Origin of the sequence: Pararhodobacter sp. (assembly GCF_036802785.1) — a bacterium.
GTDB lineage: Bacteria > Pseudomonadota > Alphaproteobacteria > Rhodobacterales > Rhodobacteraceae > Pararhodobacter.
Window position 1 is genome coordinate 1 of the sequence record NZ_DAIRVN010000070.1, and the last position, 26,028, is coordinate 26,028.

The following is a 26,028-nucleotide window of genomic DNA, read 5'->3' on the forward strand; positions in this document are numbered from 1 at the left end:
CGCGGGGGGGCTGGCGGTGGCGCTGGCAGGCTTCATTCTGGCTGCGCAGTCAGCGCAGGGGATGGAGGGGCTGGGCCACATCATAATGGCGCTGGTTTTCGCCGCGCCCGCCATGCTGGGGGCGGTTCTTGGAGCGGCGCTGGGCGGCTGGATGCGGCGACGCACCGGGCAGGGAGCGGGGGAACGTGCTTAAGCAATCGCGTTGAAGCGCCTTGCAAGGCGCTTTTTCGCCGGTGGTGCGGGCGCGCCTTGTTGCGCCCGGCTGGACAGGTTGAAGCCTGAGGGATATCTCCGCTTCATGACCCATCCGACCGATATCGCCCATCGCGGCACCCTCACCCCTGACCGCCCGCTTGACGGGCTGACATGGCTTCGCGTGGGCGGCCCTGCCCAATGGTTGTTTCAGCCCGCCGATGCCGGTGATCTGGCAGGTTTTCTGGCCGCGCTGGATCCTGAGGTGCCGGTCTTCCCCATGGGCGTGGGATCGAACCTGATTGTGCGCGATGGCGGTATCCGGGGCGTGGTGATCCGTCTGGGGCGCGGGTTCAACAGCATTGATTGTGCGGACGGGCGGGTGATCGCCGGGGCTGCGGCGCTTGATGCCCATGTTGCGCGCAGGGCCGCCGAGGCCGGGCTGGACCTGACCTTTCTACGCACCATCCCCGGCGCAATCGGCGGTGCGGTGCGGATGAATGCGGGCTGCTACGGCACCTATGTTTCCGACCGGCTGGAGGCGGTGACGGTGGTCACGCGCGACGGCGCGATCAGGGTGCTGGAAGCGGCTGCGCTGGAGCTGGCCTATCGCCGCTCCACCCTGCCCGAGGGATGGGTGATCATCGCCGCCACCTTTGCCGCCCCCGCCGGTGATCCGGCTGAACTGGCCGCCCGGATGGATGAGCAACTGGCCCGGCGCGATGCCACCCAGCCCACGCGCGAGCGCACCGCCGGTTCGACCTTCCGCAATCCGGCCGGATACAGCTCGACCGGGCGGGCGGATGATGAGCACAGCCTGAAGGCCTGGAAGGTGATTGATGACGCCGGAATGCGTGGCGCGCGCATCGGCGGGGCGCAGATGTCGCCCATGCATTCGAACTTTCTGATCAACACCGGCACCGCCACCGCCGCCGATCTTGAGGCCCTGGGGGAGGAAGTGCGAAAAAGGGTGTTGGAAAACAGTGGAATTTCGCTAGAATGGGAAGTCATGCGGGTGGGCGACTCCCTGCAGGGCGACTGACCGGGCGCAAAGCCCGGCGGCGCAAACGACAAAAGGGGCGCAAAGCCCCGGAAATGGCCCCGAACCGGGCCGATTGAGGCAATGGTGGCGGGCATGTCGAGCAGGACAGCCCCCAAAGTAGCGGTACTGATGGGTGGCATCTCGGCCGAGCGCGAGGTGTCTCTGTCAACAGGGCGCGAATGCGCTATCGCTCTGCGGGAGGCGGGATATCAGGTGATCGAGGTCGATGCCGGCCGGGATCTGCCTGCGCGTCTGGCTGAAATCCGCCCCGATGTTGCTTTCAACGCGCTGCATGGCCGCTGGGGCGAGGATGGCTGCGTGCAGGGCCTGCTGGAATGGCTGGGCATTCCCTACACCCATTCGGGCGTGCTGGCCTCGGCGCTGGCGATGGACAAGCTGCGCACCAAGGAAGCCTATCGCGCCGCCGGTCTGCCGGTGGCTGAAAGCCTGCTGGCCAGCCGCGAAGCAATCGAAGCCGCGCATGTCATGGCCCCGCCCTATGTGGTCAAACCCTATAACGAGGGCTCGTCGGTCGGCGTCTATCTGGTGGCGGAAGGGGCGAACCGCCCGCCGAACCTGTCGCCCGAGATGCCCGATCAGCTGATGGTCGAGGCCTATGTGCCGGGCCGTGAGCTGACGGTGAGCGTTCTGGGCGACCGGGCGCTGACGGTCACCGATATCGTCACCACGGGCTGGTATGATTATGATGCGAAATACAAGCCCGGCGGCTCGCATCATGTGGTGCCCGCTGCGGTGCCTGCCCCGGTTTTTGACGCCTGCATGGCGCATGCGCTGGCGGCCCATCAGGCGCTGGGCTGCCGGGGGCTGAGCCGCACCGATTTCCGCTGGGATGAGGCGCGCGGGCTGGCCGGGCTGATCCTGCTGGAGACGAACACCCAGCCCGGGATGACACCCACCTCGCTCAGCCCTGAACAGGCGGCGCATTGCGGCATCTCCTTTCCCGATCTGTGCCGCTGGCTGGTGGAGGATGCGTCATGTCAGCGATGACCGGCGACCCCCGCTTTAACCCGCGCAACCGGCAGCCGGGCCAGATGGCGGAGCCGCCGCTGCGCCGCACTGCCGCCCCCGCCGGGCAGCACTGGCCACAGGTTCACCCGGACACCCGCCCGGCTGCGCCGGCCGGCCCCTCGATCAGTGCATCGCACGGGCACTGGCAGGCAGACCCTGCCGCCACGTCTGCGCCAAGCCAGGCGGTGATGCGTTCCGCGTCGCCTGCCAGCGCGCCCGGTGCCGGGGCGTCGCAATACCCCGGCTTTGCAGGGCAGGGGCGGGCCTCCGTGCAGCCGGTTGCGCCGCGTGCCCATGCCTTTGCGCCCCCCGCCGCACCCGGTACGCCGGAGCCAGATCCGCTGCTCGATTCCCAGCCCGCGATCCCTTCAGCGGTGTATTCCTGGCCCGAAGAGCGCGCGCGCCCTGCTGCGGTATCAACCGCCGCTCCATCCCATTCCCCGGCCCATTCCCCGGCCCAGTCCGCACCCCCGGCCCTGGCCTCTGCCCAACAGCCCGCCAAGCCCGCGAACCAGCCAACCCGCCCGGCGGCGCGGCGGGTGCGGCGTGATCCCTCGCCCAGCCGCCTGTCGTACCGGCTGCACCGGCTCTGGCTGACCCCGCTTATCCGCCGGGGCATCACCCTTGGCCTGCCCCTTTTCCTGATGACGCTCACCATAGGCCTGTGGCTGGGCGATGACGCAAGGCGCGCGCAGGTCACCGACTTTTTCAGCGAGTTGCGCACCGGGTTTGAGAACCGGCCCGAATTTCAGGTCACAACGCTGAGCGTGAATGCCGAGACGCCGGAAGTGGCGCGGGCCATTTCGCTGCGGCTGGGGCTGGAATTTCCCGTCTCATCCTTCCGGCTGGACCTTGAAGAACTCAGGCGCGCGACCGAAGCGCTGGATGCCGTTGAAACGGCGGCGCTGCGGATCCGTTCCGGCGGGGTGCTGGAAGTGTCGGTGATCGAGCGTGAGCCGGTCATGGTCTGGCGTCATCACGCCGGGCTGGAGCTGGTCGATGGCGAGGGCCGCCGCATTGCCCGGCTGGCCGAGCGTGAGGCGCGTGCCGATCTGCCGCTGATCGCCGGCGAGGGTGCGCCCGCAGCCATTGCCGAAGCCCAGCAGCTTCTGGCCGCCGCCAGCCCGTTGCGCGCGCGGATGCGCGGGCTGGTGCGGATCAGTGAGCGGCGCTGGGATGTGGTACTGGACCGTGGCCAGCGCATCATGCTGCCTGCCGACGGCGCCGTTGTTGCGCTTGAGCGGGTGCTGGCACTGGACGGCGCGCAGGACCTTCTGGCGCGTGATGTGAGTGTCGTCGATCTGCGCGATGCTTCGCGCCCAACCATTCGTCTTTCGCAGCCCGCCATGGTGGAGCTGCATCGCATCAGAAATCAGGCAAGCGGAGTTCCGAACCGATGACCGATCTCTACCAGTCCCAGCGCGCAATGCGTCACATGCGCCAGCAGGCGATGCAGCGCGGCGTAATCGCCGTTCTTGATATCGGCACCTTCAAGGTGGCCTGTCTGATCCTGAAATTCGGCTCGCAAGGGGCGGCGGAAGGGTCAGGCGTGGGGAATATGGCCGGGCAGGCTACCTTCCGGGTGATCGGTGCGGGCACGACCCGTTCGCGCGGGGTGCGTTTTGGCGAAATCGCCGCGATGGCCGAGACCGAGCGCGCGGTGCGCACCGCGCTTCAGACCGCGCAGAAGATGGCGCAGGTCCGGGTTGATCATGCGATTGTCTGCTTTTCGGGCGGGCAGGGGCGCTCTTATGGGCTCGAAGGCACGGTGGAGCTGGAAGGCGCGCAGGTGACCGAGAATGACATCGCCCGCGTGCTGTCGGCCTGCGATGTGCCCGATCTGGGGCCGGGGCGCGAGGTGCTGCATGCCCAGCCGGTGAACTTCCTGCTTGATCACCGCTCGGGCTTGTCGGACCCGCGTGGCCAGACCGGGCGCAAACTGGGCTGTGACATGCACCTTCTGTCGATCGAGGCGGATGTGATGCAGAACCTGGTGCATTGCCTGAAGCGCTGCGATGTCGAGGTGGCGGGGCTTGCGTCGGCCAGCTATGCCTCGGCGCTGTCATCGCTGGTGGAAGATGAGCAGGAACTGGGCGCGGCGGCGATTGATCTGGGGGGCGGGGCGACCGGCATCTCGATCTTCATCAAGAAGCACATGATCTATGCCGATACCGTCCGGCTGGGCGGCGATCACATCACCAGCGATATCGCCAAGGGGTTGCAGATCCCGTACAGCGCCGCCGAACGGATCAAGACGTTTTACGGCGGGGTGCAGGCGACTGGCAAGGATGACCGCGAGATCATCGAGATCGGCGGCGACAGCGGCGACTGGGACAAGGACCGCCGCACCATCACCCGCTCGGAGCTGATCGGCATCATGCGCCCCCGGGTTGAGGAAATACTGGAAGAGGTGCGCGCCCGGCTGGATGCTGCCGGGTTTGACCATCTGCCCAGCCAGCAGATTGTGCTGGCGGGTGGTGGCAGCCAGATTCCCGGCCTTGACGGGCTGGCGGCACGCATTCTGGGCCAGCAGGTGCGGCTGGGCAGGCCGATGCGCGTGCAGGGCCTGCCGCAGGCAGCCACCGGCCCCGCCTTTGCAGGCATTGTGGGCCTGTGCCTGTTCGCGGCCCGCCCGCAGGATGAATGGTGGGACTTTGACATCCCCGCTGACCGCTTCTCTGCGCGCCCGCTCAAGCGCGCGATGAAATGGTTCAAGGACAACTGGTAACCACCAGATCAGGTTGATTCGCCGAAATGCGCGGAATCTCGGCGAAATTCCTCCAGATTTGGTGGGATCAAGGTTTTTTTTAATGACGTTCCCGTGCCGGATCGCTACTATTGGTGCAAAATCTGGCAAATCACCAAGAACCGGACGACGAACCGATTGGCGATCGGCGAGGGCAACCCGGAACAAGACAGGCGGATAAGGCAATGGCATTGAACTTCATCGCGACGGATAAGCAGGAACTGACACCGCGGATCACCGTGTTCGGGGTTGGTGGCGCTGGCGGCAACGCGGTCAACAACATGATTGACCAGCAGCTCGAAGGGGTGGAGTTTGTCGTCGCCAATACCGACGCGCAGGCGCTGCAACAGTCCAAGGCGCGCGCGCGCATTCAGCTGGGCGTGAAGGTCACCGAAGGGCTTGGCGCAGGTGCGCGCCCCTCGGTCGGCGCCTCCGCCGCTGAAGAGACGCTTGAGGAAATCATCGACCATCTGGCCGGGGCGCATATGTGCTTCATCACGGCGGGTATGGGTGGCGGCACCGGCACCGGGGCCGCGCCGATCATCGCTCAGGCCGCGCGCGAGCTGGGTGTGCTGACTGTCGGTGTGGTGACCAAGCCTTTCGCCTTTGAGGGCGCCAAGCGCATGCGTCAGGCCGAAGACGGTGTTGAGGCGCTGCAGAAGGTGGTCGATACCCTGATCATCATTCCGAACCAGAACCTGTTCCGCCTTGCCAACGAAAAGACCACCTTCACCGAGGCCTTCGCCATGGCCGATGACGTGCTGTATCAGGGCGTCAAGGGTGTGACCGATCTGATGGTGCGCCCGGGCATGATCAACCTCGACTTTGCCGATGTCCGCGCGGTGATGGATGAGATGGGCAAGGCGATGATGGGCACCGGCGAAGCCACCGGCGAAGACCGCGCCCGCCAGGCCGCCGAGAAGGCCATCGCCAACCCGCTGCTGGACGAGATCAGCCTCAACGGTGCGCGTGGCGTGCTGATCAATATCACCGGCGGGCATGATCTGACCCTGTTCGAGCTGGATGAGGCTGCCAACCTGATCCGCGAAAAGGTTGATCCCGAGGCGAATATCATCGTGGGCTCCACCCTGGACCCGGCGATGGAAGGGGCGATCCGTGTGTCGGTTGTTGCCACTGGAATCGAAGCGCGGGCCGATGCCGCCTCGATGGAAGTGCCGCGCCGCCGCCTGTCCGAGCCGCTGGCCCCGCAGACGCAAGAGATCGCCGAGCCTGAGCCGCAGCAGGCCGCCGCGCGCGACAGCTGGCAGGAGCCGGTATTCGAGCCGCGTGAGCATGTGGAAGCCGCGCCGCAATACGAGGCGCCGCGCCAGTATGAAGCACCGCGTCAGTACGAGGCGCCACGCCAGTATGAGGCTCAGCGCCCCGCTGCCCGCGCCGAACAGCAGCAACCCGAATACGCGCCGCGCGCCCATGATGGCCATGAAAACGCCGGTCAGCATAATCCGGTGCAGAACGAGTTTGATCTGGATTCGGTTCTGAACGACGGCCAGCAGCATCACTACCAGCCCCATCAGCCGCAGGAATGGCAGGATGAGGCGAGTGGCTATGTCGCCCCGCGCCCGCGCACGGCTGGCGCGCCCTCGCCCGAGACGCTGGCACGCCTGCGTGCTGCCGTTGCCAAACAGCCCGAGGCACCGCGCTCGGTCACCCAGCGCGCGCCAGAGCCGGTGCCCGCCCCGGTGCAACAACAGCACGAACCGCGCGCCCGCTTCGGCATCGGATCGCTGATCAGCCGCATGTCCGGGGCTGGCGGAGATCATGGTGCGCAGACTGCACGGGTGCAGCCGCCGATTCAGGCCTATGACGATGAACCCGCGCAGCGCGCCTCGGAAGACCGTATCGAAATCCCCGCTTTCCTGCGCCGCCAAGCAAACTGAGCGTGATTTCTGATCACTTCCCCCAGAGATGCGAGAAAGGGAAACCGGCTTTGGCCGGTTTCTTTCTTTGTGTAATCAATGGCTTGTGGGAATAACGCCAATATCGGCGGTTTTCTGCCTGTGTCGGGGCAGACTGTTACAACGCTGTCGCAAACTGTGAGTTGAGCCGGGGAGCACCCGTGCCTAAATAGCTGACAACAGCGGGATAGCCGCGACAGAGGGCAATTCGTGCAGACAACGCTTCAAACAACGGTCCGGTTCCAGGGTGCAGCACTGCATTCCGGCAAGTCTGTGAATTTGCGCATCCACCCGGCGCCCGCAGGCTCTGGCATTGTCTTTGAGCGTACCGATCTGGCCCTCAGCCTTTCGCAGCGCCGTATCCGTGTATCACCCGCCGCGCTGATCGAGGCAAATCTGTGTACGCGGATCGGCAATGGCGCGGGGGTGACGGTTTCCACCATCGAGCATCTGATGGCAGCGCTGGCCGGTTGCGGCATTCATAACGCCCATATCACGCTCGATGCCGAGGAGGTGCCGATCCTTGACGGTTCGGCGCGGCCCTTCGTTGCCTCGTTCATCGCCGTCGGTATCCGCCAGTTGCGTGCGCCGCTGCGCGCCATCCGCGTGCTGCGCCCGGTCGAGGTGCGCGACGGTGCCGCCTTTGCCCGGCTGGAGCCCGCGCCGCATCTGTCGATCGCTTTCGAGATTGATTTCCCCGATGCCGCTATCGGGCGGCAGACCAAGGATCTGGTGCTGTGCAACGGCACCTTCGTGCGCGAACTGGCCGACAGCCGCACCTTCTGCCGCATGGCCGATGTCGATTTCATGCGCGCCAATGGTCTGGCACTGGGCGGCACGATGGACAATGCCGTGGTTTTTGACGGGGCAGATGTGCTCAGCCCCGGCGGGCTGCGCCACGCCGACGAGCCGGTGCGCCACAAGATGCTTGATGCGATGGGCGATCTGGCCGTGGCCGGGGCGCCGATCATCGGGCGCTATGTGGGCCATCGCGCGGGGCATGTGCTGACCGGCCGGCTGGTGCGCGCCCTTCTGGCGGACCGCGGCGCATTCGAGCGCGTGACCGTATCGGATGCCGAGGCCCATGCGATGCCGGGTGCCGGTGTCTGCGCCGAGGATCTGGCGCTGACCGCCTGACAAAACGCGCGCGCCTGATGCCCGCCCATTTCAACCCTGTTTCAGCGCAAAGGCGTTTTGCGTGTCGGTTTCTTATGTGTTAGGAACCGGCATAAGCCCCCGGGTGGGCGCAAGGATTTCAGCAGGCGCCGGCCGATGCGGGACGCGCGCAAGAGGATGCGGGACATGATGTTGACCGGGCAAGCAAGCAGTTTTTCATTCAGGAAAGCCCGTTCTGTGGCGCTTGTGGCCGGCCTTTGCCTGGCCCTTGTTGCCTGTGGCGGCGGGACCAGCACGGATGAGTCGCTTGAAGGCTTCACCGCCGAGGATATCTATCGTCGCGGTGAATATGTGCTGGAGACCAGCCGCCGGGCCGAAAGCTCGCTGCGTTACTTCCGCGAAGTTGAGCGGATTTATCCCTATACCTCCTGGGCGCGCCGCGCGATCGTGATGCAGGCCTATGCCCAGCACCGAGACCGGGAATATGAGGGCGCGCGCGCCACCGCGCAGCGCTTCCTTGACCAGTATCCGGGTGATGAGGATGCCGCATGGGCCGCCTATATCCTGGCGCTGACCTATTATGACCAGATCGAGGATGTGGGCCGCGATCAGGGCCTGACCTTTCAGGCGCTGCAGCATCTGCGCCGGGTGATCGAGCAGTATCCGAACACCGAATACGCACGCTCGGCCGTGCTGAAATTCGATCTGGCCTTTGACCATCTGGCCGCCAAGGAAATGGAAATCGGCCGCTTCTATCTGCGGCGCGGATTGCAGACTTCGGCCGTCAACCGGTTCCGCGTGGTGGTCGAGGAGTTCCAGACCACGACCCACACGCCCGAGGCGCTGCACCGGCTGGTTGAGGCCTATCTGGCGCTTGGCCTGCGCGACGAGGCGCAGACGGCGGCGGCGATTCTGGGCCACAACTTCCGCTCCAACCCGTTCTATGAGGACAGCTTCCGCCTGCTGAGCGGTCAGGGTCTGTCGCCTGAGGCGCGGGGTGAAGGCTGGATCCGCTCGATCTATCGCCAGGCCGTCCGGGGCGAGTGGCTGTAGGCGCGCAAGACGCCGCCGGAACCGGGGCAGGAGCGCCGTGATGCTGCGCAACCTTTCGATCCGCGACATGCTTCTGATAGACCGGCTGGAACTTGCGTTTCAGCCGGGCCTGAACGTGTTGACGGGCGAAACCGGAGCGGGCAAGTCGATCCTGCTGGATTCGCTGGGCTTTGTGCTGGGCTGGCGCGGCAGAGCCGAACTGGTGCGCACCGGCGCCGCGCAGGGCGAGGTGGAGGCGGTGTTTGACCTGCCCGCCACGCACCCGGCGCAGGGAATTCTGGCCGATGCCGGGATCGGTGCGGGTGATGAGCTGATCCTGCGCCGCGTCAACACCCCGGACGGGCGCAAGACCGCCTGGATCAATGATCGGCGTGTCTCGGGCGAGGTGCTGCGCGCGCTGTCGGAAACGCTGGTGGAGCTGCACGGCCAGCATGATGACCGGGGCCTGCTGAACCCGCGCGGCCACCGCCAGTTGCTGGACCTCTTCGCCGGGGTTGAGGCCGAGCTGGGCGCCAGCCGCACGGCATGGCGCGCGCTGTCCAAAGCCCGTGCCGCGCGCCAGACCGCGCAGGAGCGGCTGGCGGCGCTGCGCACCGAGGAAGATTTCCTGCGTCATGCCGTGGGTGAGTTGGACAAGCTGAGCCCCGAGCCGGGCGAAGAGGCCGAACTGGACGCCCGCCGCCGCATGATGCAGGCCGCCGCCCGGCTGAGCGGCGATGTCGCCCGCGCCCGCACCGCCATGGGCGAAGAGGGAGCGGAGCGGCTGCTGCATGATGCGCTGCGCTGGCTTGACGGCGCTGCGGCTGATCTGGAAGGCCGCCTTGATGGCGCGATCGAGGCGCTGGGCCGGGCGCTGAACGAGCTGGGCGAGGCGCAGTCGGAGGTGGATGCCTGCCTTGACGCCCTCGACACCGACCCCGCCGCGCTGGAGCTGGTCGAAGACCGGCTCTTTGCTTTGCGCGGGATGGCGCGCAAATACGGCGTTCTGCCTGATGATCTGGGCACCCATGCGCAGGAGTTGCGCGCCCGTTTGTCGGCGCTGGATGCGGGCGACAGCGACGCCGCCGCACTGGCCCGCGCGGAAAGTGAGGCGCGCGCCGCCCATGATGCCGCCTGCGCCGCGCTGAGCGCGAAGCGCCACGCCGCCGCCGCCGCGCTGGACGCTGCGATGCGCGCCGAACTGGCACCGCTGAAAATGGAGCGCGCGGTTTTCACCACCACGCTTGCGCCCGCCGAGCCGGGGCCGGACGGGGCCGATACGGTCAGCTTCGAGGTGGCGACCAACCCGGGCGCGCCCGCCGGGCCGCTGAACCGCATCGCCTCGGGCGGGGAGCTGTCGCGCTTTCTGCTGGCGCTTAAGGTCTGCCTCAGCCGTGCCGGCGGCGAGCAGGTGATGATCTTTGACGAGATTGACCGGGGGGTGGGCGGTGCTACCGCCGATGCGGTGGGCCGTCGTCTGCGCGCCCTGTCGGAGGGGGCGCAGGTGCTGGTGGTCACCCACAGCCCGCAGGTGGCCGCGCTGGGGGCGCATCACTGGCGGGTCGAGAAAACCGTTCAGAACGGTGAAACCCTTTCGCGCGTGACGCAACTTTTTGAGGATTCGCGCGTTGATGAACTGGCGCGAATGCTGGCCGGGGACCGGATTACCGAAGCCGCCCGCGCCGCCGCCCGCGCCCTGCTGGTGCCTTGAAGGCGCCGGTAATGCAGGCAGCAGGCCGGTTGTATGCTGCGGCAGGGCCCTGTCACAGTTTTTGTCGCAATCCATGACCAGGAGTTTGCTCATGATCCCTTTCGCCCGGACCGTTACGGTGCTTGCCAGTGTTCTTGCCATTTCCGCTTGTGCACAGATGCCTGACATGCGCGGTCCCGCGCCGGTGCGCAGCGCGCCGCCGCCCGTTTTCAATACCGCGCCGGGTGCGCCCGGCGGCATGCAGGGCGCGGCCCCGGCAAGCGCGGCTGAGCAGGCCTGTTCGCAGCAGGGGCAAAGCCAGGGGCTGGCGGTTCAGAGTGTTGTCGGCACGCGGGAAGTGAGCGGCAATGACGGCGTCGCGCGTTCACGCGATGTGATGCTGCGTGTGGCGCGCGGCCAGCAGGTCTATGAGGTGCGCTGCAGCTACAGCTATGCGAATGGTGAAGCGCGCATCATGTCGCTCTGAGCCGGGCTGTTCCGGCCGTAGACGATGCACCGGGGGGTGAACGGCCCTTCTGAAGGTCGTCCACCCCCCGGTGCAAGCCGTGGTGCGCAAGCGGAGCGTTCAGCCCGCTTTCAGCGCCTTGCGCAGCGCGGGGCGTTGCAGCATATTTCCCATGTATTCCTGCAGTTTCGGCTCGGTAATGTCGAACTTCGCGGCCTTGGCCCAGATGCAGCAATGCGCCAGCACGATATCCGGCACGGTCATCTCGGTTCCCATCAGGAAGGGCGTCTCCCCCATCCGGCGCGCGAAAAGCGACTGGTTGCGCGCGAATTCCCAGCGCAGCGATTCTTTCACACCGGGTACGCGCTGCGCCTCTGGCAGAATGAAGCTGTGGCGCGCGGCAACCCAGAGAACCGCATCAAATTCGTCCAGCACAAGCTGGGTCAGCGCATCCTGCCGCGCGCGCTCAAGCGTTCCGGCGGGGAAGGTGAAGCGGTTGTGGCGGTCGGCGAGAAACTGGTTGATCGCGGTTGAATCGGTGACCGGCGCGCCATCGACCAGCAAAACCGGCACCTTCCCCGAGGGGTTGAACTGATTGACCTCGCTTGCATGCGGCTTCACGCCGACATGCTCATAGGGCAAGCCCAGTTCCTCAAGCATCCACAGCACACGCGCGGCGCGGGACTGGGTATTGCCGATGACGGTATAGCTGCTGTCGGGCATGGTTTTCCTCCGGATATCCGGGCGCCAGTGATCCACGCTGCGGGGCTTTCGCGCAAGGGGGCATTATGACCCTGCGCGGAAAGGCGTGGCGGGAACCCGCTGCGGCAGAGGCGCTCAGCGCTGCCGCGCCGCCATGGTGGCCAGCCGCAGCATGGCGCGTTCGGTCAGTGCCGCCAGCGGCGCCCGGCTGGTGGAGCGCAGCGTCAGGTCGGTCTCGGTGATTTCGCTCAGCGCCAGTTCCACCCGATCACTGCGCCAGCGCTGCGCCTGCCGCAGCAGCTTGTCGCGGCGCGGGCCGAAAACCGGGGGGCGCAGCGTGCCGATGGCCTGCGCCGGGCCGCGCGGGTCGGAGACCAGCGCATGCAGCAGCCGGAAATGCCGCATCGCGCCGATACACAGGGTGACCGGCGCCACGCCCTGCGCGCTCAGCCGCGCCATCAGGGGCGCGATGGCGGCGGGGCGGCCTTCGGCGACGGCGTCCAGCATGTCATCAATCGCGGCTTCGCTGCTCTGCGGGGCCAGCGCGGCGATCTCTGCCGGGGTCAGGGGCGTGGAGTCACCGTGTTTATAGAGCGCGATCTTAGTCAGGGTCTGGCGGAAATCCCCCGGCTCAAGCAGTTGCGCCAGCGCCGTAAGATCGCGCATGGCCTCGGGCGGGGCCGATGTCAGGCCCGCATCGCGCAGCATCGCCTCGATCTCGGCGCGGTCGGGCGGGTTGTCATAGATGGCAAGCGCAAGCGCGCGCTTGTCACCCTCGAACAGCTTGCGCAGTTTCGAGGAGGCGTTGAGCTGGCCTGCGGTGACCACCAGCAGCGCATCCCCCTCCGCCCAGTCGGTCAGCGCCGCTTTCAGCGCCTCGGTGGCGGTATCGGTCGCCTCTTCGACAAGCACGGCGCGCGGGCCGGGAAAGAAGCCCTGGGCCTTTGCGGCGTCAATCGCGGCCGCAGGGTCTTTGCGCAGGTCTGTGGCCGGGAAGCGGGCGAGGCGCATCTCGGCCTCGCCCTCGGGGCCGATCAATGCGCGAATCATCCCTTGCCGCTTTTCGGCCACGCGCATCGCATCGCTGCCGTAGATCAGCACGCCCGGCACCCGCGGATCAGGCCGGGCCAGAAAGCCGGGCGCGTCGCGTGGGGACAGTTTCATGAGCCGGACAGTTCCGGCACAGTGATCAGCTGCAGCACAAGGCTGTCGGCCAGCACCCGCATCAGCCGCAATTCGGCATCCTCGGCGGCGGCCTGCTCAGCCAACTGGGTGGCGGTGGTGGAAAAGCCCGCATTGCCGTCAACCCTGCCCGCCGCAACCTCGGCCCCGGTTGCCATGTCAGTCAGCACGTATTGCAGCGTTCCCAGAACCTGCACGCGTGAGGCATCGCCGCCGACATAGCGCTGCCCGATCCGGTAGCTGAGCGCGTAGCGCGGCGATTCGGGGCGGCCAAGGCGCTCTTCCAGCGCGGCGACGAACTGGTATTCGTTGCGCTGGGTCGGATCGTCCGCGCGCACCGCGCCCTGCAGCACGCGCCCGGCCCCGCCCGGCGCATAGACCGGCGTGAACCGGCAGCCCGCCACGCCTGCCAGCCCGGCAAGGCCCAGCAGAAAGGCGCGGCGATCAGACAACGACATTCACAATCCGTCCCGGCACGACAATCACCTTTTTCGGGCTGGCCCCGGCCAGCGCCTTGAGCACAGCATCATCGGCCAGCGCGATTTTTTCAACCTCTTCCTTTGAGGCATCTGCGGCCACGGTGATTTCGGCCTTGCGCTTGCCGTTGATCTGGATCGGCAGGACCACGGTATCCGACACCAGCAGCGCCGGGTCGGCGGTGGGCCATTTCGCCTCGGTCACCAGCCCTTCACCGCCCTGGCGCGCCCAGATATTCTCGGCCAGATGGGGGGTCATGGGGGCCATGAGCTGCGCCAGTACCTTTGCCGCCGCTTTCTGTACCGGCGCGCTGGCAGTGGTCTTCGACAGCGTGTTGGTGAATTCATAGAGCTTGGCAATGGCCTTGTTGAAGGCGAAACCCTCGATCATGCGGGTAACATCGTCGATGGCGCGGTGCATCGCGCGCAGCAGGTCTTCATCATGGGTGCCGGGCGCATCGGGCATATCGGCGATCCGCTCGGACAGCGCCCAGACGCGCGAGAGGTGTTTGAACGTGGCCTCAGCGCCTGCGCTTGTCCATTCCACATCCCGCTCAGGCGGCGAATCGGACATCACGAACCAGCGCGCGGTATCGGCGCCGAAGGCTTCGATGATATTCACCGGATCGACGACGTTTTTCTTGGACTTGGACATCTTGGCCGAGTGGATGACCTGAACGGCCTCGCCCGTGGCCTTCAGCCTGCCGTCTTCGATGTCTTCCGGCAGGTGATAGACCGGCCGCCCTTGCGCGTTAAGGGTCTGGTAAATCTCATGCGTCACCATGCCCTGCGTGAAGAGCGCGTTGAACGGCTCGATGGCCTTGGCGGGCAGGTGGCCGGTCTTGTGCATCGCGCGCGCGAAGAAGCGGGAATACAGCAGGTGCAGAATCGCATGTTCCACCCCGCCGATATACTGGTCCACGTTCATCCAGTATCCGGCATCCTCGGCCACCGTGGGCGTGGTGGCGCGCGGCGAGGTGAAGCGGGCGTAGTACCAGGAGCTGTCCACGAAAGTATCCATCGTGTCCGTTTCCCGCAGGGCCGGGGCACCGCAGCGGGGGCAGGCGCAGTTGCGCCATGTCGGATGACGGTCCAGCGGGTTGCCCGGTTTGTCAAAGGTTACGTCATGCGGCAGTTGGACCGGCAGGTTTTCCTTCTTCTCGGGCACCACGCCGCAGGCCTCGCAATGCACCACCGGAATCGGGCAGCCCCAGTAGCGCTGACGCGACAAGCCCCAGTCGCGCAGACGGTATTTGGTGACGCCGTAACCCACGCCATTCGCTTCGCAAAAGGCAATGGCGGCCTCGACAGCCTGCTCGCCGGTCTGCATCTCTTCGCCCGCAAAACCGCGCAGATAGCGCACAGGCTCGGTCTTGGCGGGGACAAAGGCCATGTCGGAAACCGGGGTATCATCACCCGGCGCGACAAAGACATCCGGGTGCGGCAGCCCGTATTTGCGCGCGAAATCAAGGTCGCGCTGGTCATGGGCGGGGCAGCCGAAGATGGCGCCGGTGCCGTAATCCATCAGGATGAAATTGGCGATATAGACCGGCAGTTCCCACGCGTTGTCAAAGGGATGGCGGACACGAATGCCGGTATCCATCCCCTTCTTCTCGGCCTTTTCCAGCGCCTCTTCGGTGGTGCCGATGCGCCGGCACTCGGCCACGAAGGCGGCGATCGCCGGGTCATGCCGCTCCAGATGCTTCGCCAGCGGATGATCGGGCGAGATGGCGGCGAAAGACGCGCCCAGCAGCGTGTCGGGGCGGGTGGTATAAACCTCAAGGCGTTCAAAACCGGCAGGCGCATCCACGGTCGAAAAGGCAAACTGCAGACCACGCGACTGGCCGATCCAGTTCTTCTGCATCAGCCGGACCTTTTCAGGCCAGTTCTCCAGCCCGTCGATGGCCTCCAGCAATTCCTGGCTATAGTCGGAAATGCGGAAGAACCATTGCGTCAGCTCACGCCGCTCCACCTCGGCGCCCGAGCGCCAGCCCTTGCCGTCGATCACCTGCTCATTGGCCAGAACCGTCATATCGACCGGGTCCCAGTTGACCACGGCATTCTTGCGGTACACCAGCCCCACTTCCAGAAAATCAAGGAACATGGCCTGCTGCTGGCCGTAATACTCCGGATCACAGGTGGCAAATTCGCGCGACCAGTCAATCGACAGGCCCAGCGGCTTCATCTGCCCCTTCATCACCTTGATGTTGTTATAGGTCCAGTCGGCGGGGTGCCCGCCTTCCTGCATGGCAGCGTTCTCGGCGGGCATGCCAAAGGCGTCCCAGCCCATCGGATGCAGAACCGCATAGCCCTGCGCCTTCTTGTAGCGCGCGACCACATCGCCCATCGTGTAGTTGCGCACATGGCCCATATGGATGCGCCCCGAAGGATAGGGGAACATCTCAAGCACATAATACTTGGGGCGGGATGCGTCGCGCCGCGCGGTGAAACAGCCAGCGGCCTCCCATTCGGCCTGCCACTTCGGTTCAATCGCTTGCGGATGATATCGGGCGTCGTGCTGGCCTGACATGGTCTTCCTCTGACAAGAAAACGCCGGGCGCTGAGCGGCCCGGCGACGTGATAGCGGCCAATGCGGGGCGGGTCCAGCCCGCGCGCGGGCTTAGAGCCTGCGGTCGCGGATGCGGATCTGGCGGGCGCGGTTGAGGATCGCGTTTTCGACGGCGCGCACGGTCTCGGCGCTGGCCGGGCCGCTTTGGCTGATCAGCGCGACATTGAGCGAGCGCGCATCAAGCGCCACATCGGTCACATGCACCGTCGCGCGGTAGGGGCGGCCACCGCCCGGCGGGGTGCCAAAGCCCGTGGTGATCACGCCCGAGAACGGGTCAATCGTTTCGATCGGCAGGAAATCAAGCACCTCAAGCGAGGCGACCCAGAGGTAGCGGTTGACCGCGATGGTGCTGTCCGGCGCGTCACCACCCCCGAACAGATCCCAGATCGAATCGGGTGAGCCGGTGGCGCGCACCCGCTCTTCAACGATATCCCGCTGCGCAATCTCTTGCGCCGTGGCGTTGTTCTCGCGCGAGAACATGTTGCCCATGCCACCCCCGCCACAGGCGGCAAGCGCCGTTACCAGCGCCAAGGCAATGATCGGTTTCGCGGCGCGATGGATCGACATGCAGACAGGCCCTTTCGCAATATTCGCCCCCGTATCTAGCCGAGGGTGCGGCCCGGAACAAGCCATTTGCTGGAAAGCCGGCACAGGCTGCGCGTCGACGCGCCTGCGCGTGCACCTATATGGACGGTGCGCGAAGGGGCCAGAAGGCGGCGTGGCAATTCTGCACCACAAAAGGCCAGAGTTCCGGGGCGGGTTTGCTTCGGCTTGCAAAAAAGCCTCCCAAGCAGGAAATAGGCACAGACCCAGCTTCCAGCAAGGTGGGCAGCATCTCAAGTCAACGAGGGAAAACCATGAAAAAAATTCTCCTTGCTTCGGCAGCACTGGCCCTTTCGGCAGGCGTCGCCCACTCGCAAGCTGTGACCATTGGTGGTCAGGGCCGTATGGGTGTCCAGTACAGCGACCTGGGTTTCACCACCCGCACCGGCACCGACTCCAACTGGCGCACCGAAAGCCGTCTGCAGCTGAACTTCTCGGTTGCTGTTCAGGCTGACCACGGCCTCAGCTTCGGCGGTTTCACCCGTCTGCGTCTGCAGACCGCTGGTGGCAGCGCGACCATGATGACCTCGCAGCTGTTCTCGGGCCACCGCGTCTGGGTTGAAGCTTCCGGTCTGCGCCTGACCTTCGGTAACCAGGACGGCGCTATCGCCACCTCGGGTACCGCAATGGGTTACATTGGCGGCTGCGGCATCGGCTATGAGGGTGGCCAGCAGTGCGCTGACTCGCTCGACATGATGGGCTCGGTTACCTGGTTCGGCTCGAACGCTCCTGGCGGCGTGAACACCGGCAACGAGCAGACCATCCATGCCCGCTACACCATGGGTGATTTCCAGGGCGCCATCTCGGCCGAGCGTGACAACGGTGTTGAACTCGCTGTTCGCGGTCGCTTTGATGCCTTCACCTTCGCTCTCGGCTACCAGCAAGACCGCGGTCTGTCTGACCAAGTCATCACTGCGTCGGCTCACTACAACGCTGGCCCTTGGGGCGTTGGTGCGATCGTTGCCCGTATCAACAACGACTCGACCCGTTGGGCCCTCAGCGGCATTGACGGCGACTCGAACACCAACTTCCAGGTCAACGCGAATGCCGAACTCGGCGGCGGTAACCTGTATGGCTTCGTCGGTCGCGTGAACGACGAAAGCGCCTATGGCATCAGCTACAGCTATGGCCTGGGTGGTGGTGCTTCGATCACCGCCGGTGCAGAGCGCGCTACCCTGCGTTCGGGCACTGGCGCTGGCGCCGGTCTGGTTCGTCAGACCACCGGTTCGATCGGCGTTGCCTTCAACTTCTGATCCCCGGATCGGTTGAGTTTTGGAAGAGCGGGCTTCGGCCCGCTCTTTCTTTTTATGCGACCGGTTGGCGAGTGGCGCGCGCCCTTGCGCGCGGATCGTGTTTGAATGCGCCGGGCGGGCATGCTAGGATTCCAGTGGTACCGCCGCCGAAGGGAAGACCGATGCGCATTGTCCCCAGTCTGCCGATTTTTGCTGCCATTGCTGCGCTGCTGGTGCCGGCCGCCGGCTTTGCCACCACAGAAACCTTTGATAGCGGCCTCTATCGCGCGGATGCCTTCCGCGAAACGGTACGGGATGACCTGACCTTTCAGCCGGTCACCCACCGCGTCGAACTGCGATTCGGCATGTCCTATAACAGCGAAACGGGGTTGGAGCCGGGCTATGGCGCGCGCTACACCGTGACTTTCAACCAGCAGTTCGACAATGGCTGGCAGGTCGGCGTCTCGCTGGGTGTGTCGCTCGACAACCTCAACACCCGCGCCCCCTGGCGCGACCGGGGTCTGGGCCGCTTCTGAGGCTTTTAATCGCCCGTGCTTTGTGGTGTCTTGCCCGCGCAGCTTAGGGGGACAGGATGTCACTTGCCAAAATCACCGACCGTCTGCGCAAGGCTGAGGCCGATGCCGGGCGCGCGTCCGGCGCGGTCACGCTGATTGCCGTTTCCAAGGTGCAGCCGCCTGAGCGGGTTGCCGAGGTGCTGGAGCAGGGCCAGCGGATCTTTGGTGAGAACCGGGTGCAGGAGGCGCAGGGCCGCTGGCCCGCTTTTCAGGCGCGCTTTGACGGTATCGCGCTGCATCTGATCGGCCCGTTGCAGACCAACAAGGCGCGCGCCGCTGTTGAGATGTTCGACGCCATCCATTCGCTTGACCGTCCGAAACTGGCGCAGGCGCTGGCCCGTCTGGCGCAGGAACGGGGCGCCTGCCCGGATCTGTTTGTTCAGGTCAATACCGGAGCGGAGCCGCAGAAGGCCGGTATCCTGCCCGATGCGGCGGATGCTTTTATCGCCGAGGCCCGGGCGATGGATCTGCCCCTGCGCGGCCTGATGTGCATCCCCCCCGCCGAAGAAGACCCTGCACCCCATTTCCGCCTGCTGGGCACTATTGCCGGGCGCAACGGGCTTGCCGGTCTGTCGATGGGTATGAGCGATGATTTCGAAATCGCGGTGGCGCTGGGGGCCACGCATGTGCGGGTGGGTTCGGCGATCTTTGGCGCCAGAACAGGGTAGGGGGCGCTGCCCCCTCGCCGCTGGCGCGGCTCACCCCCGGCGTATTTCCGGCAAGATGAAGGGCGCTCAGCCGCGGATGACAAGACGTGATTCGGGGGTCAGGCGGCGCACGATCCACAACAGATCGGCGCGTGAAAAGGCGACGCAGCCCGCTGTGGGGTAGCGTGGGGCGCGCCAGCTGTGCACGAAGATGGCCGAGCCATGACCCCGCTGCGCGACCGGCCAGTTCCAGTCAGTTGTGAGAATCAGGTCATAGAGCGGGTCGGCGCGGCGCAGGGCTTCGTGGCTGAACGGGTAGGGGGCGCGGGTCAGGTGGTTGTAATCGGGCGCAGCCGGGTCATCCGACCACAGGTCGCGCGGGCGGATCGGCACGGCCCAGCCCGGCAGGGCATGGCGGGCGATGCGGTCCGGCCGGTACAGCAGCGCGACGAGGCGGTGGATGCCCAGCGGCGTGGCGCCGTCCCCCTCGCGCTTGCGCGCGGTGAAGCCGCCGCGCCCGATGGCGCAGGGAAACGCGCGGCCCAGAAAGCGCGCGCCATGGGCCGTCACCACGATATCCTGCGGTGTGATCACAGCAGATGCCCCGATTTCGCGGCCTTGGTGGCCATATAGCCCGCGTTTTCGGCCGTCAGCCCCACTTTCAGCGGCACCCTTTCAACCACCGTGATGCCGCCGCGCTCCAGCATCGCCACTTTGGAGGGGTTGTTGGTCAGCAGCCGCACCTGATCAAAGCCCAGCCGCCGCAGCAGTTCTGCCCCCAGCCGGAAATCGCGCTCATCGTCGTCAAAGCCCAGCCGGTGGTTGGCCTCGACCGTATCAAACCCCTGATCCTGCAGCGAATAGGCGCGCATCTTGTTGGCCAGACCGATGCCGCGCCCCTCCTGATTGAGATACAGCAGCACGCCCGATCCCGCATCATGCATCGCCGTGAGCGCGCCATGCAGTTGCGGGCCGCAATCGCATTTGAGCGAGCCGAGCACATCGCCGGTAAAGCAGGCCGAGTGCAGCCGCGTAAGAACGGGGGAATGGCGGTCAGGCTGGCCGACCTCGATGGCGTAATGCTCAATCCCGCCGTCATCGGGGCGGAACACATGCAGCCGCCCGGCCCCCGCCAGCCGCATCGGCAGGCGCGCGGCGATCACCGGGGAAAGCCGGGTTTCCAGCGCCAGGGTTTCGGCGGCGTCCAGCGCGGTCAGGCCGTGTTCAAGGGCCAGCGCGCGGGCCTGCGGGGTTTCGGCCAGCACCGCGGCGGGCAGCAACTGTGCCGATTTCGCCAGCCGGATCGCGGCGCGGTGCAGATCGGCCCGGCCATCGCGCAGGGTTTTCAGCGGGCCTTTCATCGGCACACGCAGGTCGTCGGCGGGGTCGGCGAGGGCCTCGATCCACGCAAGGCCCGCATCCGGCGGAATCAGCACCCGCGCGACATCGCCGTCATAGGCCCGCGCCTTGAGGGTCTGGGCGCGGTGCCCGGTCAGCGCCAGCACCGGCTGGTCGCAGAGCGCACGCAGGTCAGACAGGCGCGGCGCGGTCAGGCTTTCGGTGGCAATCACCAGCGCCGCGCCCTCTGGCGTGGTCAACAGCACCGGCAGCCCCATGCGCAGATCGGCGCGGGCGCGGTTGAGGCGTTCGAGGGGGCTGGGTGAAAGGCTCATGCCGGGTCCGGTGCAACATATCCGTCCCTGATGTAGCGTGCTGGCCCGGAAATTGAAACATTCACCGCCCCACCGACACGTCCGCGTGAGGAAAATGTCGCAAATCTTGAAACCGGATGGCAGGGGGCGCAGTTTAAATCAGGAAAACAACGGTTTGAATGCGAGGCCCAAGATGTCGAAGCTCAACAGGATCCTGCTGGTCGATGACGACGACGACCTGCGCGAGGCGCTGGCCGAACAGCTGGTGATGACCGAGGACTTCGATACATTCGAGGCCGGCAGCGGCGCGGAGGCGATGGAGAAGGTCAAATCCGGGCCTTACGATCTGGTCATCCTTGATGTCGGCCTGCCCGATACCGACGGGCGTGAGCTGTGCAAGCGCATGCGCAAAGCCGGGGTGAAATGCCCGGTGCTGATGCTGACGGGCCATGATTCGGATGCCGATACCATTCTGGGCCTTGATGCGGGCGCCAATGATTATGTGACCAAGCCCTTCAAGTTCCCGGTCCTGCTGGCCCGTATCCGCGCCCAGTTGCGCCAGCATGAGCAGTCAGAAAATGCGGTGTTTCAGCTTGGCCCCTATCAGTTCAAACCCGCGCAGAAGATGCTGGTGGATGAGCGTGACCGCAAGATCCGGCTGACCGAGAAAGAGACCAACATTCTCAAGTTCCTCTACCGCGCGCCCGAGGGGGTTGCGCCCCGCGAGGTGCTTTTGCATGAGGTCTGGGGCTACAACGCCGGGGTCACCACCCACACGCTGGAGACCCATATCTACCGCCTGCGCCAGAAGATCGAGCCTGATCCCTCGAATGCGCGCCTGCTCGTGACCGAGCCCGGCGGCTACCGGCTGGTTCCCTGAACCTGTGAAATATTTTTCGGCGCGCAGGCCTTGATTGCGCGCCTTAACGACAAATATACGAACGGATGCGACAGTGTTCGTATAACTCATCCCCTTGGCGTGTCGGGGTTATGGCACGTCACCTCCCTGTTGGACTGGTCCGGGCTTCGTGCCCGGACCTTTTTTCTTTCCTGCGCTTGAACGGGGGCGGCCCGGAAGGGTAAACAGGGGCAAAACCAAGGATGCCCGCCATGCCCTTCACGCTTGCCACCTGGAATATCAACTCCGTCCGCCTGCGTACGGGCCTGGTTCAGCGCCTGCTGGGCGATGAGGCGCCGGATGTGCTGTGCCTGCAGGAATGCAAAAGCCCGGTTGAAAAAATCCCTTTCGATGATTTCGCGGCTCTGGGCTATCGCTATCAGGTGTCCCGCGGGCAGAAGGGCTACAACGGCGTGGCGATCCTGTCGCGGCTGCCGCTGGAAGATGCGGGTCATATCGACTGGTGCGAAAAGGGCGATGCCCGCCATGTCGCGGCCCGGCTGGAAAACGGCGTGGTGATCCACAATTGCTATGTGCCAGCGGGCGGCGACATACCGGACCGGGCGCTGAACGTGAAATTCGGCCATAAGCTGGATTTCGTCGCCGAGATGCGTGATCGTTTCCGATCTGACCGGCCAGGCAAGGCCATTCTGGTGGGGGATCTGAATATCGCTCCGCGCGAAGATGATGTCTGGAACCACAAGCAGCTTCTGAAGATCGTCAGCCACACCCCGGTTGAAACCGAGGGGCTGAATGACGCGCTTGAGGCCGGCGACTGGGTCGATGTCACGCGCAAGGATATCCCTGCGGGGCAGCTTTACAGCTGGTGGTCCTATCGCTCGCCTGACTGGGATGCCGCCGACAAGGGCCGCAGGCTGGATCATATCTGGGCAAGCCGCGATATTGCCGGGGCGGCGCATGGCTCGCGCATTCTGCGGGCGGTGCGGGGTTGGGAGCAACCCTCAGACCATGCCCCGGTCTTTGCCAGCTTCGATCTGTAAGCGCGGTCAGAGGGCCTGAACGGCCTGTGCGACGGCTTCGCCCAGCGTGCGGTGCGCCGCCACGTCCAGATGCACGCCGTCAACCGGGCTGACCGACACCACCTGCCCGGCATCCAGAAAGCCCACCCCGCGCGCGCGTGCCAACCCCGCCAGCAACGGCGCAAGAGCGCGCGATTTTTCGGCTCCGCCCCAGAAGTCAGCGGCAAGCAGGCCGGTTTCCTGTACCGGGGGCGGAGCGATCAGCAGCAGCCGGAAGCCGCCGTGGCGTGCCTGCATCTCTGCCCCCAATGCCAGATCGAGCAGCCCGGCAAGTCCGGCCATCACGCAATGCGGTGTCGCACCGAAGCGCGTTTTCACGTCATTGGTGCCCAGCATGATGGTAAGCACATCCAGCGGCCCGTGGCTTTGCAGGGCCTGGCGCAGCGCCGGGTGGCCGTTCATCAGCCCGTCCATCGTGGGGTCGTCAAACTGGGCGGTGCGGCCCGGGAGCCCCTCTTCCACCAGCCACCAGTCCGCCCGCAGCCGCGCTGCCATGACGGTGGGCCAGCGGATTCCGGGCGCGTGGCGGGCATAGGCCGTGCGGTCGGTGATCGGCGGCGTGCCATGGGTGTTGCTGTCGCCGAAAGTCAGGATGGTGGGCATGGGGCGTTCCTGTCTGTTGCCCGGCAAGCTTAGGGGGACGGGCGCGGAAGTCCAGCACTTGCCCCTTGGCCTTTGACGGTATGACCCTCATATAGGGGCAAAGACTTTTAGCGGATGAGGGCTGCAATGCTGGGTATGAACCAAACCAATCCCGCGCCGGCGGGTGATCTGATCAAGGATTCTTCTGAAGCGACGTTCATGGCCGATGTCATCGAGGCCAGTCAGGAAGTGCCGGTCATCGTCGACTTCTGGGCGCCGTGGTGCGGCCCGTGCAAAACGCTTGGCCCCGCGCTTGAGGCGGCGGTGACCGCGGCGCGCGGCAAGGTGCGGATGGTCAAGATCAATGTCGATGAGAATCAGGAGCTGTCCGCGCAGCTGCGCATCCAGTCCATTCCCACCGTCTATGCCTTTTTTGAGGGGCGGCCGGTCGATGCCTTTCAGGGCGCGCTGCCTGCGGGCGAGCTGAAGAAATTCGTCGACAAGCTGACGGCGCTGGCGGGTGATGACGGGCTGGGCGCGGCGCTGGAAGAGGGCGAGGCCCTTCTGACCGAGGGCGCGGCGGTCGAGGCCGCGCAGCTTTTCGCCGCCATTCTGGGGCAGACGCCCGACAATGCGGCGGCCTTCGGCGGGCTGGCGCGCGCGCATATCGCCATGGGCGAGCTGGATCAGGCCGAGGCGCTTCTGGCCAATGCCCCCGCCCCGATGGAAAACGCGAAAGAGGTTGAAGCCGCGCGCGCGCAGCTTGCGCTGGCCCGGCAGGCCGCCAATGCAGGCCCTGTCGAGGAATTCCGCGCCGCTGTCACGGCTGATCCGGCGAACCATCAGGCGCGGTTCGATCTGGCGCAGGCGCTTTATGCCCGCGGCGATACCGAGAGCGCGATTGACGAATTGCTGGAGCTGTTCCGCCGGGACCGCGACTGGAACGAAGGCGCGGCGAGAACTCAGCTTTTCACCATTTTCGACGCGCTCAAACCCACCGACCCGCTGGTGCAGAAGGGACGTCGCCGCCTCAGCTCGATAATATTTGCCTGAGGCGCACGCAGGACTACATTTAGGCCATGAGCACTCAGCCAGACCTGCCTGACTCCATCGCGCTGTTTCCCCTGCCCGGGGCGCTGCTGCTGCCCCGTGCGCGGCTGCCGCTGCATATCTTTGAGCCGCGCTATCTGGCGATGCTCGAAGATTGCATGAAAACCCGGGAGCGACTGATCGGCTTGATACAGCCGCGCGCCGTGCCGGGGGGGGAAGCCGCGCGGCTGCATGCCATCGGCTGCGCCGGAAGGCTGACGGCGTTTTCCGAAACCGAAGACGGGCGCTACATGATCACCCTGACCGGGATGTCGCGCTTTCGCCTGCTGTCCGAGGTGGAGGGGTTCGCGCCCTACCGGCGCGGGCAGATATCATGGGACGGATTTGAGCGCGATCGCGGCCCGGCCGAACGCGACCCGGGGCTGGACCGCCCCGCCTTTCTGGACCTGCTGTCGCGCTATTTCACAGCGGTGGACCTGTCGACCGACTGGAGCAGCCTGAAAGAGGCCGAGGATGAGCTTCTGATCAACGCGCTCTCCATGCTCTGCCCTTTCCCGCCCGAGGAACGTCAGGCGCTGCTTGAAGCACCCTCGCTTCAGACCCGGCGCGAGACCCTGGTCACGCTGATGGAATTTGCCCTGCGTGGGCGCAGCAGCGCAACTCCCGGAGAGCGGATGCAATGACCGGAGTCCCTGCAGAGGCCACCACCCCGGGCCCCGCCGTTGACCGCAAGATGCTCGAAGCGCTGGTTTGCCCGGTTACTCAGGGGCGCCTGCAATATGACGCGGCGGGGCAGGAGCTGATCTCGTCCACGGCGCGGCTGGCGTTCCCCATCCGCAACGGTATCCCGATCATGCTGGCCGCCGAGGCGCGTGAGCTGGACTGACCGGCGGGCTTCTGTGCCGCCGTGCTGCTTCATCTTGCCACAAATACGCCCTGTTTAACCCGTTTGCCGGGGGCGCCGCGCAGGTGTATTCTGGTGGCGACAAAGCAATCGGGAGGGTGCCATGACGGGCGCGGCGCTGATCAGGGCTACAGTTTTTGCGGGTCTTGCACTGGCATTGAACGGATGCGCGACTCCGCTTGAGCAGTGCATCGCGGGCGCGAATGCCGAAGTGCGGTTCTTGCAGGAAGAGCTGACCGAGCGGCGGGTGAACATCGCGCGCGGCTACGCCATCCAGCGCAACACCCGTACCGAGATGATGCCGGAATTCTGCTATTCCCCGTCACCGGCATGCGGTTCATGTGCATGGCGCCGGTGCAGACCCTGCACGAATCGCGCCGCCCCATCAATGTTGCCGACGAGCAGGAGCGCATCGCGCAGCTTGAACGCGCCCTTGCGCGCGAAGAGCAGCGCGCCGCGCAGGCAACGGGCCAGTGCCACGCGCAATTTCCCGAAAGCTAGTCTGGCGGGCCCGCAAAAGGGGCCCTTGCCCCCTCTGGGCCTTCGGCTCATTCACCCCCGCGTATTTAGGGCAAGATGAAGCGGGGCACGGCGGGCTGTGTCTTGTCGTTCAAACCCGTTCAGGGGCGGTTTTTGATGAACTCCGGGTGATGGGGGCGTTGTCGGGGCGCGGGCACTAGGCAGGGG

27 protein-coding genes are annotated in these 26,028 nt (G+C 65.7%); 19 read left to right on the forward strand and 8 right to left on the reverse strand.

All coding sequences use genetic code 11. The annotated features are described in order from the left end of the window. From V7Q53_RS18570 to V7Q53_RS18615, 10 genes are all read left to right on the forward strand, one after another. On the forward strand, window positions 1-193 hold a 193-nt coding region (locus V7Q53_RS18570), incomplete at its 5' end, for a hypothetical protein (RefSeq protein WP_333830262.1). Between the two features lie 105 nt (window positions 194-298). Beyond that, complete coding sequence (murB, locus tag V7Q53_RS18575) at window positions 299-1,234, forward strand: UDP-N-acetylmuramate dehydrogenase (protein ID WP_333830263.1); 936 nt, start codon at window positions 299-301, stop codon at window positions 1,232-1,234. Window positions 1,235-1,327: 93 nt separating this feature from the next. Continuing rightward, window positions 1,328-2,242: a D-alanine--D-alanine ligase gene (locus V7Q53_RS18580; protein WP_333830264.1), complete on the forward strand. Its 915-nt coding sequence runs from the start codon at window positions 1,328-1,330 to the stop codon at window positions 2,240-2,242. Continuing rightward, on the forward strand, window positions 2,230-3,663 hold the full coding sequence (locus V7Q53_RS18585; RefSeq protein WP_333830265.1) for a cell division protein FtsQ/DivIB: 1,434 nt from the start codon (window positions 2,230-2,232) through the stop codon (window positions 3,661-3,663). The genes V7Q53_RS18580 and V7Q53_RS18585 overlap by 13 nt, the downstream gene beginning before the upstream one ends. Continuing rightward, complete coding sequence (gene ftsA / locus V7Q53_RS18590) at window positions 3,660-4,991, forward strand: cell division protein FtsA (RefSeq protein ID WP_333830266.1); 1,332 nt, start codon at window positions 3,660-3,662, stop codon at window positions 4,989-4,991. The genes V7Q53_RS18585 and ftsA overlap by 4 nt, the downstream gene beginning before the upstream one ends. A 203-nt stretch (window positions 4,992-5,194) precedes the next feature. Continuing rightward, window positions 5,195-6,907 (forward strand): cell division protein FtsZ, encoded by a 1,713-nt coding sequence (gene ftsZ / locus V7Q53_RS18595; protein WP_333830267.1) that lies wholly within the window; start codon window positions 5,195-5,197, stop codon window positions 6,905-6,907. 228 nt (window positions 6,908-7,135) lie between these two features. Further along, window positions 7,136-8,062 (forward strand): UDP-3-O-acyl-N-acetylglucosamine deacetylase, encoded by a 927-nt coding sequence (gene lpxC / locus V7Q53_RS18600; RefSeq protein WP_333830268.1) that lies wholly within the window; start codon window positions 7,136-7,138, stop codon window positions 8,060-8,062. Window positions 8,063-8,230: 168 nt separating this feature from the next. Then, the gene (locus V7Q53_RS18605) at window positions 8,231-9,094 is read left to right on the forward strand and encodes an outer membrane protein assembly factor BamD (RefSeq protein WP_442954452.1); all 864 of its coding nucleotides are present in this window, start codon (window positions 8,231-8,233) and stop codon (window positions 9,092-9,094) included. Window positions 9,095-9,134: 40 nt separating this feature from the next. Then, the gene (gene recN / locus V7Q53_RS18610; RefSeq protein WP_333830271.1) at window positions 9,135-10,784 is read left to right on the forward strand and encodes a DNA repair protein RecN; all 1,650 of its coding nucleotides are present in this window, start codon (window positions 9,135-9,137) and stop codon (window positions 10,782-10,784) included. Between the two features lie 91 nt (window positions 10,785-10,875). Then, window positions 10,876-11,250: a hypothetical protein gene (locus V7Q53_RS18615; RefSeq protein ID WP_333830272.1), complete on the forward strand. Its 375-nt coding sequence runs from the start codon at window positions 10,876-10,878 to the stop codon at window positions 11,248-11,250. A gap of 99 nt (window positions 11,251-11,349) precedes the next feature. Here V7Q53_RS18615 and V7Q53_RS18620 read toward each other — a convergent pair whose 3' ends face one another. From V7Q53_RS18620 to V7Q53_RS18640, 5 genes are all read right to left on the reverse strand, one after another. Further along, window positions 11,350-11,952, reverse strand: coding sequence for a glutathione S-transferase family protein (locus V7Q53_RS18620; RefSeq protein ID WP_333830273.1), 603 nt, complete (start codon window positions 11,950-11,952; stop codon window positions 11,350-11,352). Between the two features lie 114 nt (window positions 11,953-12,066). After that, window positions 12,067-13,095, reverse strand: a complete 1,029-nt coding sequence (gene holA, locus V7Q53_RS18625; protein ID WP_333830274.1) for a DNA polymerase III subunit delta — start codon at window positions 13,093-13,095, stop codon at window positions 12,067-12,069. Then, the gene (locus V7Q53_RS18630; protein ID WP_333830275.1) at window positions 13,092-13,571 is read right to left on the reverse strand and encodes an LPS assembly lipoprotein LptE; all 480 of its coding nucleotides are present in this window, start codon (window positions 13,569-13,571) and stop codon (window positions 13,092-13,094) included. Before V7Q53_RS18630 ends, holA begins: the two co-directional genes overlap by 4 nt. After that, the gene (gene leuS / locus V7Q53_RS18635; RefSeq protein ID WP_333830276.1) at window positions 13,558-16,119 is read right to left on the reverse strand and encodes a leucine--tRNA ligase; all 2,562 of its coding nucleotides are present in this window, start codon (window positions 16,117-16,119) and stop codon (window positions 13,558-13,560) included. The genes V7Q53_RS18630 and leuS overlap by 14 nt, the downstream gene beginning before the upstream one ends. A gap of 90 nt (window positions 16,120-16,209) precedes the next feature. Next, complete coding sequence (locus tag V7Q53_RS18640) at window positions 16,210-16,725, reverse strand: DUF3576 domain-containing protein (RefSeq protein ID WP_333830277.1); 516 nt, start codon at window positions 16,723-16,725, stop codon at window positions 16,210-16,212. Between the two features lie 290 nt (window positions 16,726-17,015). Here V7Q53_RS18640 and V7Q53_RS18645 point away from each other — a divergent pair, with 290 nt between their 5' ends. The 3 genes from V7Q53_RS18645 to V7Q53_RS18655 all read left to right on the forward strand — a co-directional run bounded on the left by V7Q53_RS18645 (window position 17,016) and on the right by V7Q53_RS18655 (window position 19,236). Continuing rightward, window positions 17,016-18,014 carry a porin gene (locus tag V7Q53_RS18645; RefSeq protein ID WP_333830278.1) on the forward strand — a complete coding sequence of 333 codons (999 nt, stop codon included), beginning with the start codon at window positions 17,016-17,018 and terminating at the stop codon, window positions 18,012-18,014. 161 nt (window positions 18,015-18,175) lie between these two features. Continuing rightward, on the forward strand, window positions 18,176-18,529 hold the full coding sequence (locus tag V7Q53_RS18650) for a hypothetical protein (protein WP_333830279.1): 354 nt from the start codon (window positions 18,176-18,178) through the stop codon (window positions 18,527-18,529). Between the two features lie 56 nt (window positions 18,530-18,585). Continuing rightward, window positions 18,586-19,236 (forward strand): YggS family pyridoxal phosphate-dependent enzyme, encoded by a 651-nt coding sequence (locus V7Q53_RS18655; protein WP_333830280.1) that lies wholly within the window; start codon window positions 18,586-18,588, stop codon window positions 19,234-19,236. Window positions 19,237-19,302: 66 nt separating this feature from the next. On the opposite strand, the gene V7Q53_RS18660 is transcribed toward V7Q53_RS18655, so the two are convergent. Together V7Q53_RS18660 and ribA are read right to left on the reverse strand one after the other, a co-directional pair. Continuing rightward, the gene (locus V7Q53_RS18660; protein ID WP_333830292.1) at window positions 19,303-19,806 is read right to left on the reverse strand and encodes a L,D-transpeptidase family protein; all 504 of its coding nucleotides are present in this window, start codon (window positions 19,804-19,806) and stop codon (window positions 19,303-19,305) included. Then, window positions 19,806-20,888 carry a GTP cyclohydrolase II gene (ribA, locus tag V7Q53_RS18665; RefSeq protein WP_333830281.1) on the reverse strand — a complete coding sequence of 361 codons (1,083 nt, stop codon included), beginning with the start codon at window positions 20,886-20,888 and terminating at the stop codon, window positions 19,806-19,808. The genes V7Q53_RS18660 and ribA overlap by 1 nt, the downstream gene beginning before the upstream one ends. 172 nt (window positions 20,889-21,060) lie before the next feature. On the opposite strand from ribA, the gene V7Q53_RS18670 reads away from it, so the two are divergent. Then, complete coding sequence (locus V7Q53_RS18670; RefSeq protein WP_333830282.1) at window positions 21,061-21,747, forward strand: response regulator transcription factor; 687 nt, start codon at window positions 21,061-21,063, stop codon at window positions 21,745-21,747. Between the two features lie 230 nt (window positions 21,748-21,977). After that, window positions 21,978-22,766: an exodeoxyribonuclease III gene (locus tag V7Q53_RS18675; protein ID WP_333830283.1), complete on the forward strand. Its 789-nt coding sequence runs from the start codon at window positions 21,978-21,980 to the stop codon at window positions 22,764-22,766. Between the two features lie 6 nt (window positions 22,767-22,772). On the opposite strand, the gene V7Q53_RS18680 is transcribed toward V7Q53_RS18675, so the two are convergent. Next, window positions 22,773-23,408, reverse strand: a complete 636-nt coding sequence (locus tag V7Q53_RS18680; RefSeq protein ID WP_333830285.1) for a GDSL-type esterase/lipase family protein — start codon at window positions 23,406-23,408, stop codon at window positions 22,773-22,775. A 126-nt stretch (window positions 23,409-23,534) separates the two neighbouring features. Here V7Q53_RS18680 and trxA point away from each other — a divergent pair, with 126 nt between their 5' ends. The 4 genes from trxA to V7Q53_RS18700 all read left to right on the forward strand — a co-directional run bounded on the left by trxA (window position 23,535) and on the right by V7Q53_RS18700 (window position 25,842). Next, a complete protein-coding gene (gene trxA, locus V7Q53_RS18685; RefSeq protein WP_333830286.1) occupies window positions 23,535-24,440 on the forward strand; it encodes a thioredoxin in 906 nt (301 codons plus the stop codon). 26 nt (window positions 24,441-24,466) lie between these two features. Next, window positions 24,467-25,120 (forward strand): LON peptidase substrate-binding domain-containing protein, encoded by a 654-nt coding sequence (locus V7Q53_RS18690; protein WP_333830288.1) that lies wholly within the window; start codon window positions 24,467-24,469, stop codon window positions 25,118-25,120. Beyond that, a complete protein-coding gene (locus V7Q53_RS18695; protein ID WP_333830289.1) occupies window positions 25,117-25,323 on the forward strand; it encodes a Trm112 family protein in 207 nt (68 codons plus the stop codon). The genes V7Q53_RS18690 and V7Q53_RS18695 overlap by 4 nt, the downstream gene beginning before the upstream one ends. Before the next feature lie 357 nt (window positions 25,324-25,680). Beyond that, window positions 25,681-25,842 (forward strand): hypothetical protein, encoded by a 162-nt coding sequence (locus tag V7Q53_RS18700; protein WP_333830290.1) that lies wholly within the window; start codon window positions 25,681-25,683, stop codon window positions 25,840-25,842. Window positions 25,843-26,028 lie beyond the last annotated feature (186 nt).

Coding starts and splice junctions, on each gene's coding strand:
- murB (WP_333830263.1), top strand. CDS start 299: ATGACCCATCCGACCGATATCGCCCATCGCGGCACCCTCACCCCTGAC.
- V7Q53_RS18580 (WP_333830264.1), top strand. CDS start 1,328: ATGTCGAGCAGGACAGCCCCCAAAGTAGCGGTACTGATGGGTGGCATC.
- V7Q53_RS18585 (WP_333830265.1), top strand. CDS start 2,230: ATGTCAGCGATGACCGGCGACCCCCGCTTTAACCCGCGCAACCGGCAG.
- ftsA (WP_333830266.1), top strand. CDS start 3,660: ATGACCGATCTCTACCAGTCCCAGCGCGCAATGCGTCACATGCGCCAG.
- ftsZ (WP_333830267.1), top strand. CDS start 5,195: ATGGCATTGAACTTCATCGCGACGGATAAGCAGGAACTGACACCGCGG.
- V7Q53_RS18605 (WP_442954452.1), top strand. CDS start 8,231: ATGTTGACCGGGCAAGCAAGCAGTTTTTCATTCAGGAAAGCCCGTTCT.
- recN (WP_333830271.1), top strand. CDS start 9,135: ATGCTGCGCAACCTTTCGATCCGCGACATGCTTCTGATAGACCGGCTG.
- V7Q53_RS18615 (WP_333830272.1), top strand. CDS start 10,876: ATGATCCCTTTCGCCCGGACCGTTACGGTGCTTGCCAGTGTTCTTGCC.
- V7Q53_RS18620 (WP_333830273.1), bottom strand. CDS start 11,952: ATGCCCGACAGCAGCTATACCGTCATCGGCAATACCCAGTCCCGCGCC.
- holA (WP_333830274.1), bottom strand. CDS start 13,095: ATGAAACTGTCCCCACGCGACGCGCCCGGCTTTCTGGCCCGGCCTGAT.
- V7Q53_RS18630 (WP_333830275.1), bottom strand. CDS start 13,571: ATGTCGTTGTCTGATCGCCGCGCCTTTCTGCTGGGCCTTGCCGGGCTG.
- leuS (WP_333830276.1), bottom strand. CDS start 16,119: ATGTCAGGCCAGCACGACGCCCGATATCATCCGCAAGCGATTGAACCG.
- V7Q53_RS18640 (WP_333830277.1), bottom strand. CDS start 16,725: ATGTCGATCCATCGCGCCGCGAAACCGATCATTGCCTTGGCGCTGGTA.
- V7Q53_RS18645 (WP_333830278.1), top strand. CDS start 17,016: ATGAAAAAAATTCTCCTTGCTTCGGCAGCACTGGCCCTTTCGGCAGGC.
- V7Q53_RS18650 (WP_333830279.1), top strand. CDS start 18,176: ATGCGCATTGTCCCCAGTCTGCCGATTTTTGCTGCCATTGCTGCGCTG.
- V7Q53_RS18655 (WP_333830280.1), top strand. CDS start 18,586: ATGTCACTTGCCAAAATCACCGACCGTCTGCGCAAGGCTGAGGCCGAT.
- ribA (WP_333830281.1), bottom strand. CDS start 20,888: ATGAGCCTTTCACCCAGCCCCCTCGAACGCCTCAACCGCGCCCGCGCC.
- V7Q53_RS18670 (WP_333830282.1), top strand. CDS start 21,061: ATGTCGAAGCTCAACAGGATCCTGCTGGTCGATGACGACGACGACCTG.
- V7Q53_RS18675 (WP_333830283.1), top strand. CDS start 21,978: ATGCCCTTCACGCTTGCCACCTGGAATATCAACTCCGTCCGCCTGCGT.
- V7Q53_RS18680 (WP_333830285.1), bottom strand. CDS start 23,408: ATGCCCACCATCCTGACTTTCGGCGACAGCAACACCCATGGCACGCCG.
- trxA (WP_333830286.1), top strand. CDS start 23,535: ATGCTGGGTATGAACCAAACCAATCCCGCGCCGGCGGGTGATCTGATC.
- V7Q53_RS18690 (WP_333830288.1), top strand. CDS start 24,467: ATGAGCACTCAGCCAGACCTGCCTGACTCCATCGCGCTGTTTCCCCTG.
- V7Q53_RS18695 (WP_333830289.1), top strand. CDS start 25,117: ATGACCGGAGTCCCTGCAGAGGCCACCACCCCGGGCCCCGCCGTTGAC.
- V7Q53_RS18700 (WP_333830290.1), top strand. CDS start 25,681: ATGTGCATGGCGCCGGTGCAGACCCTGCACGAATCGCGCCGCCCCATC.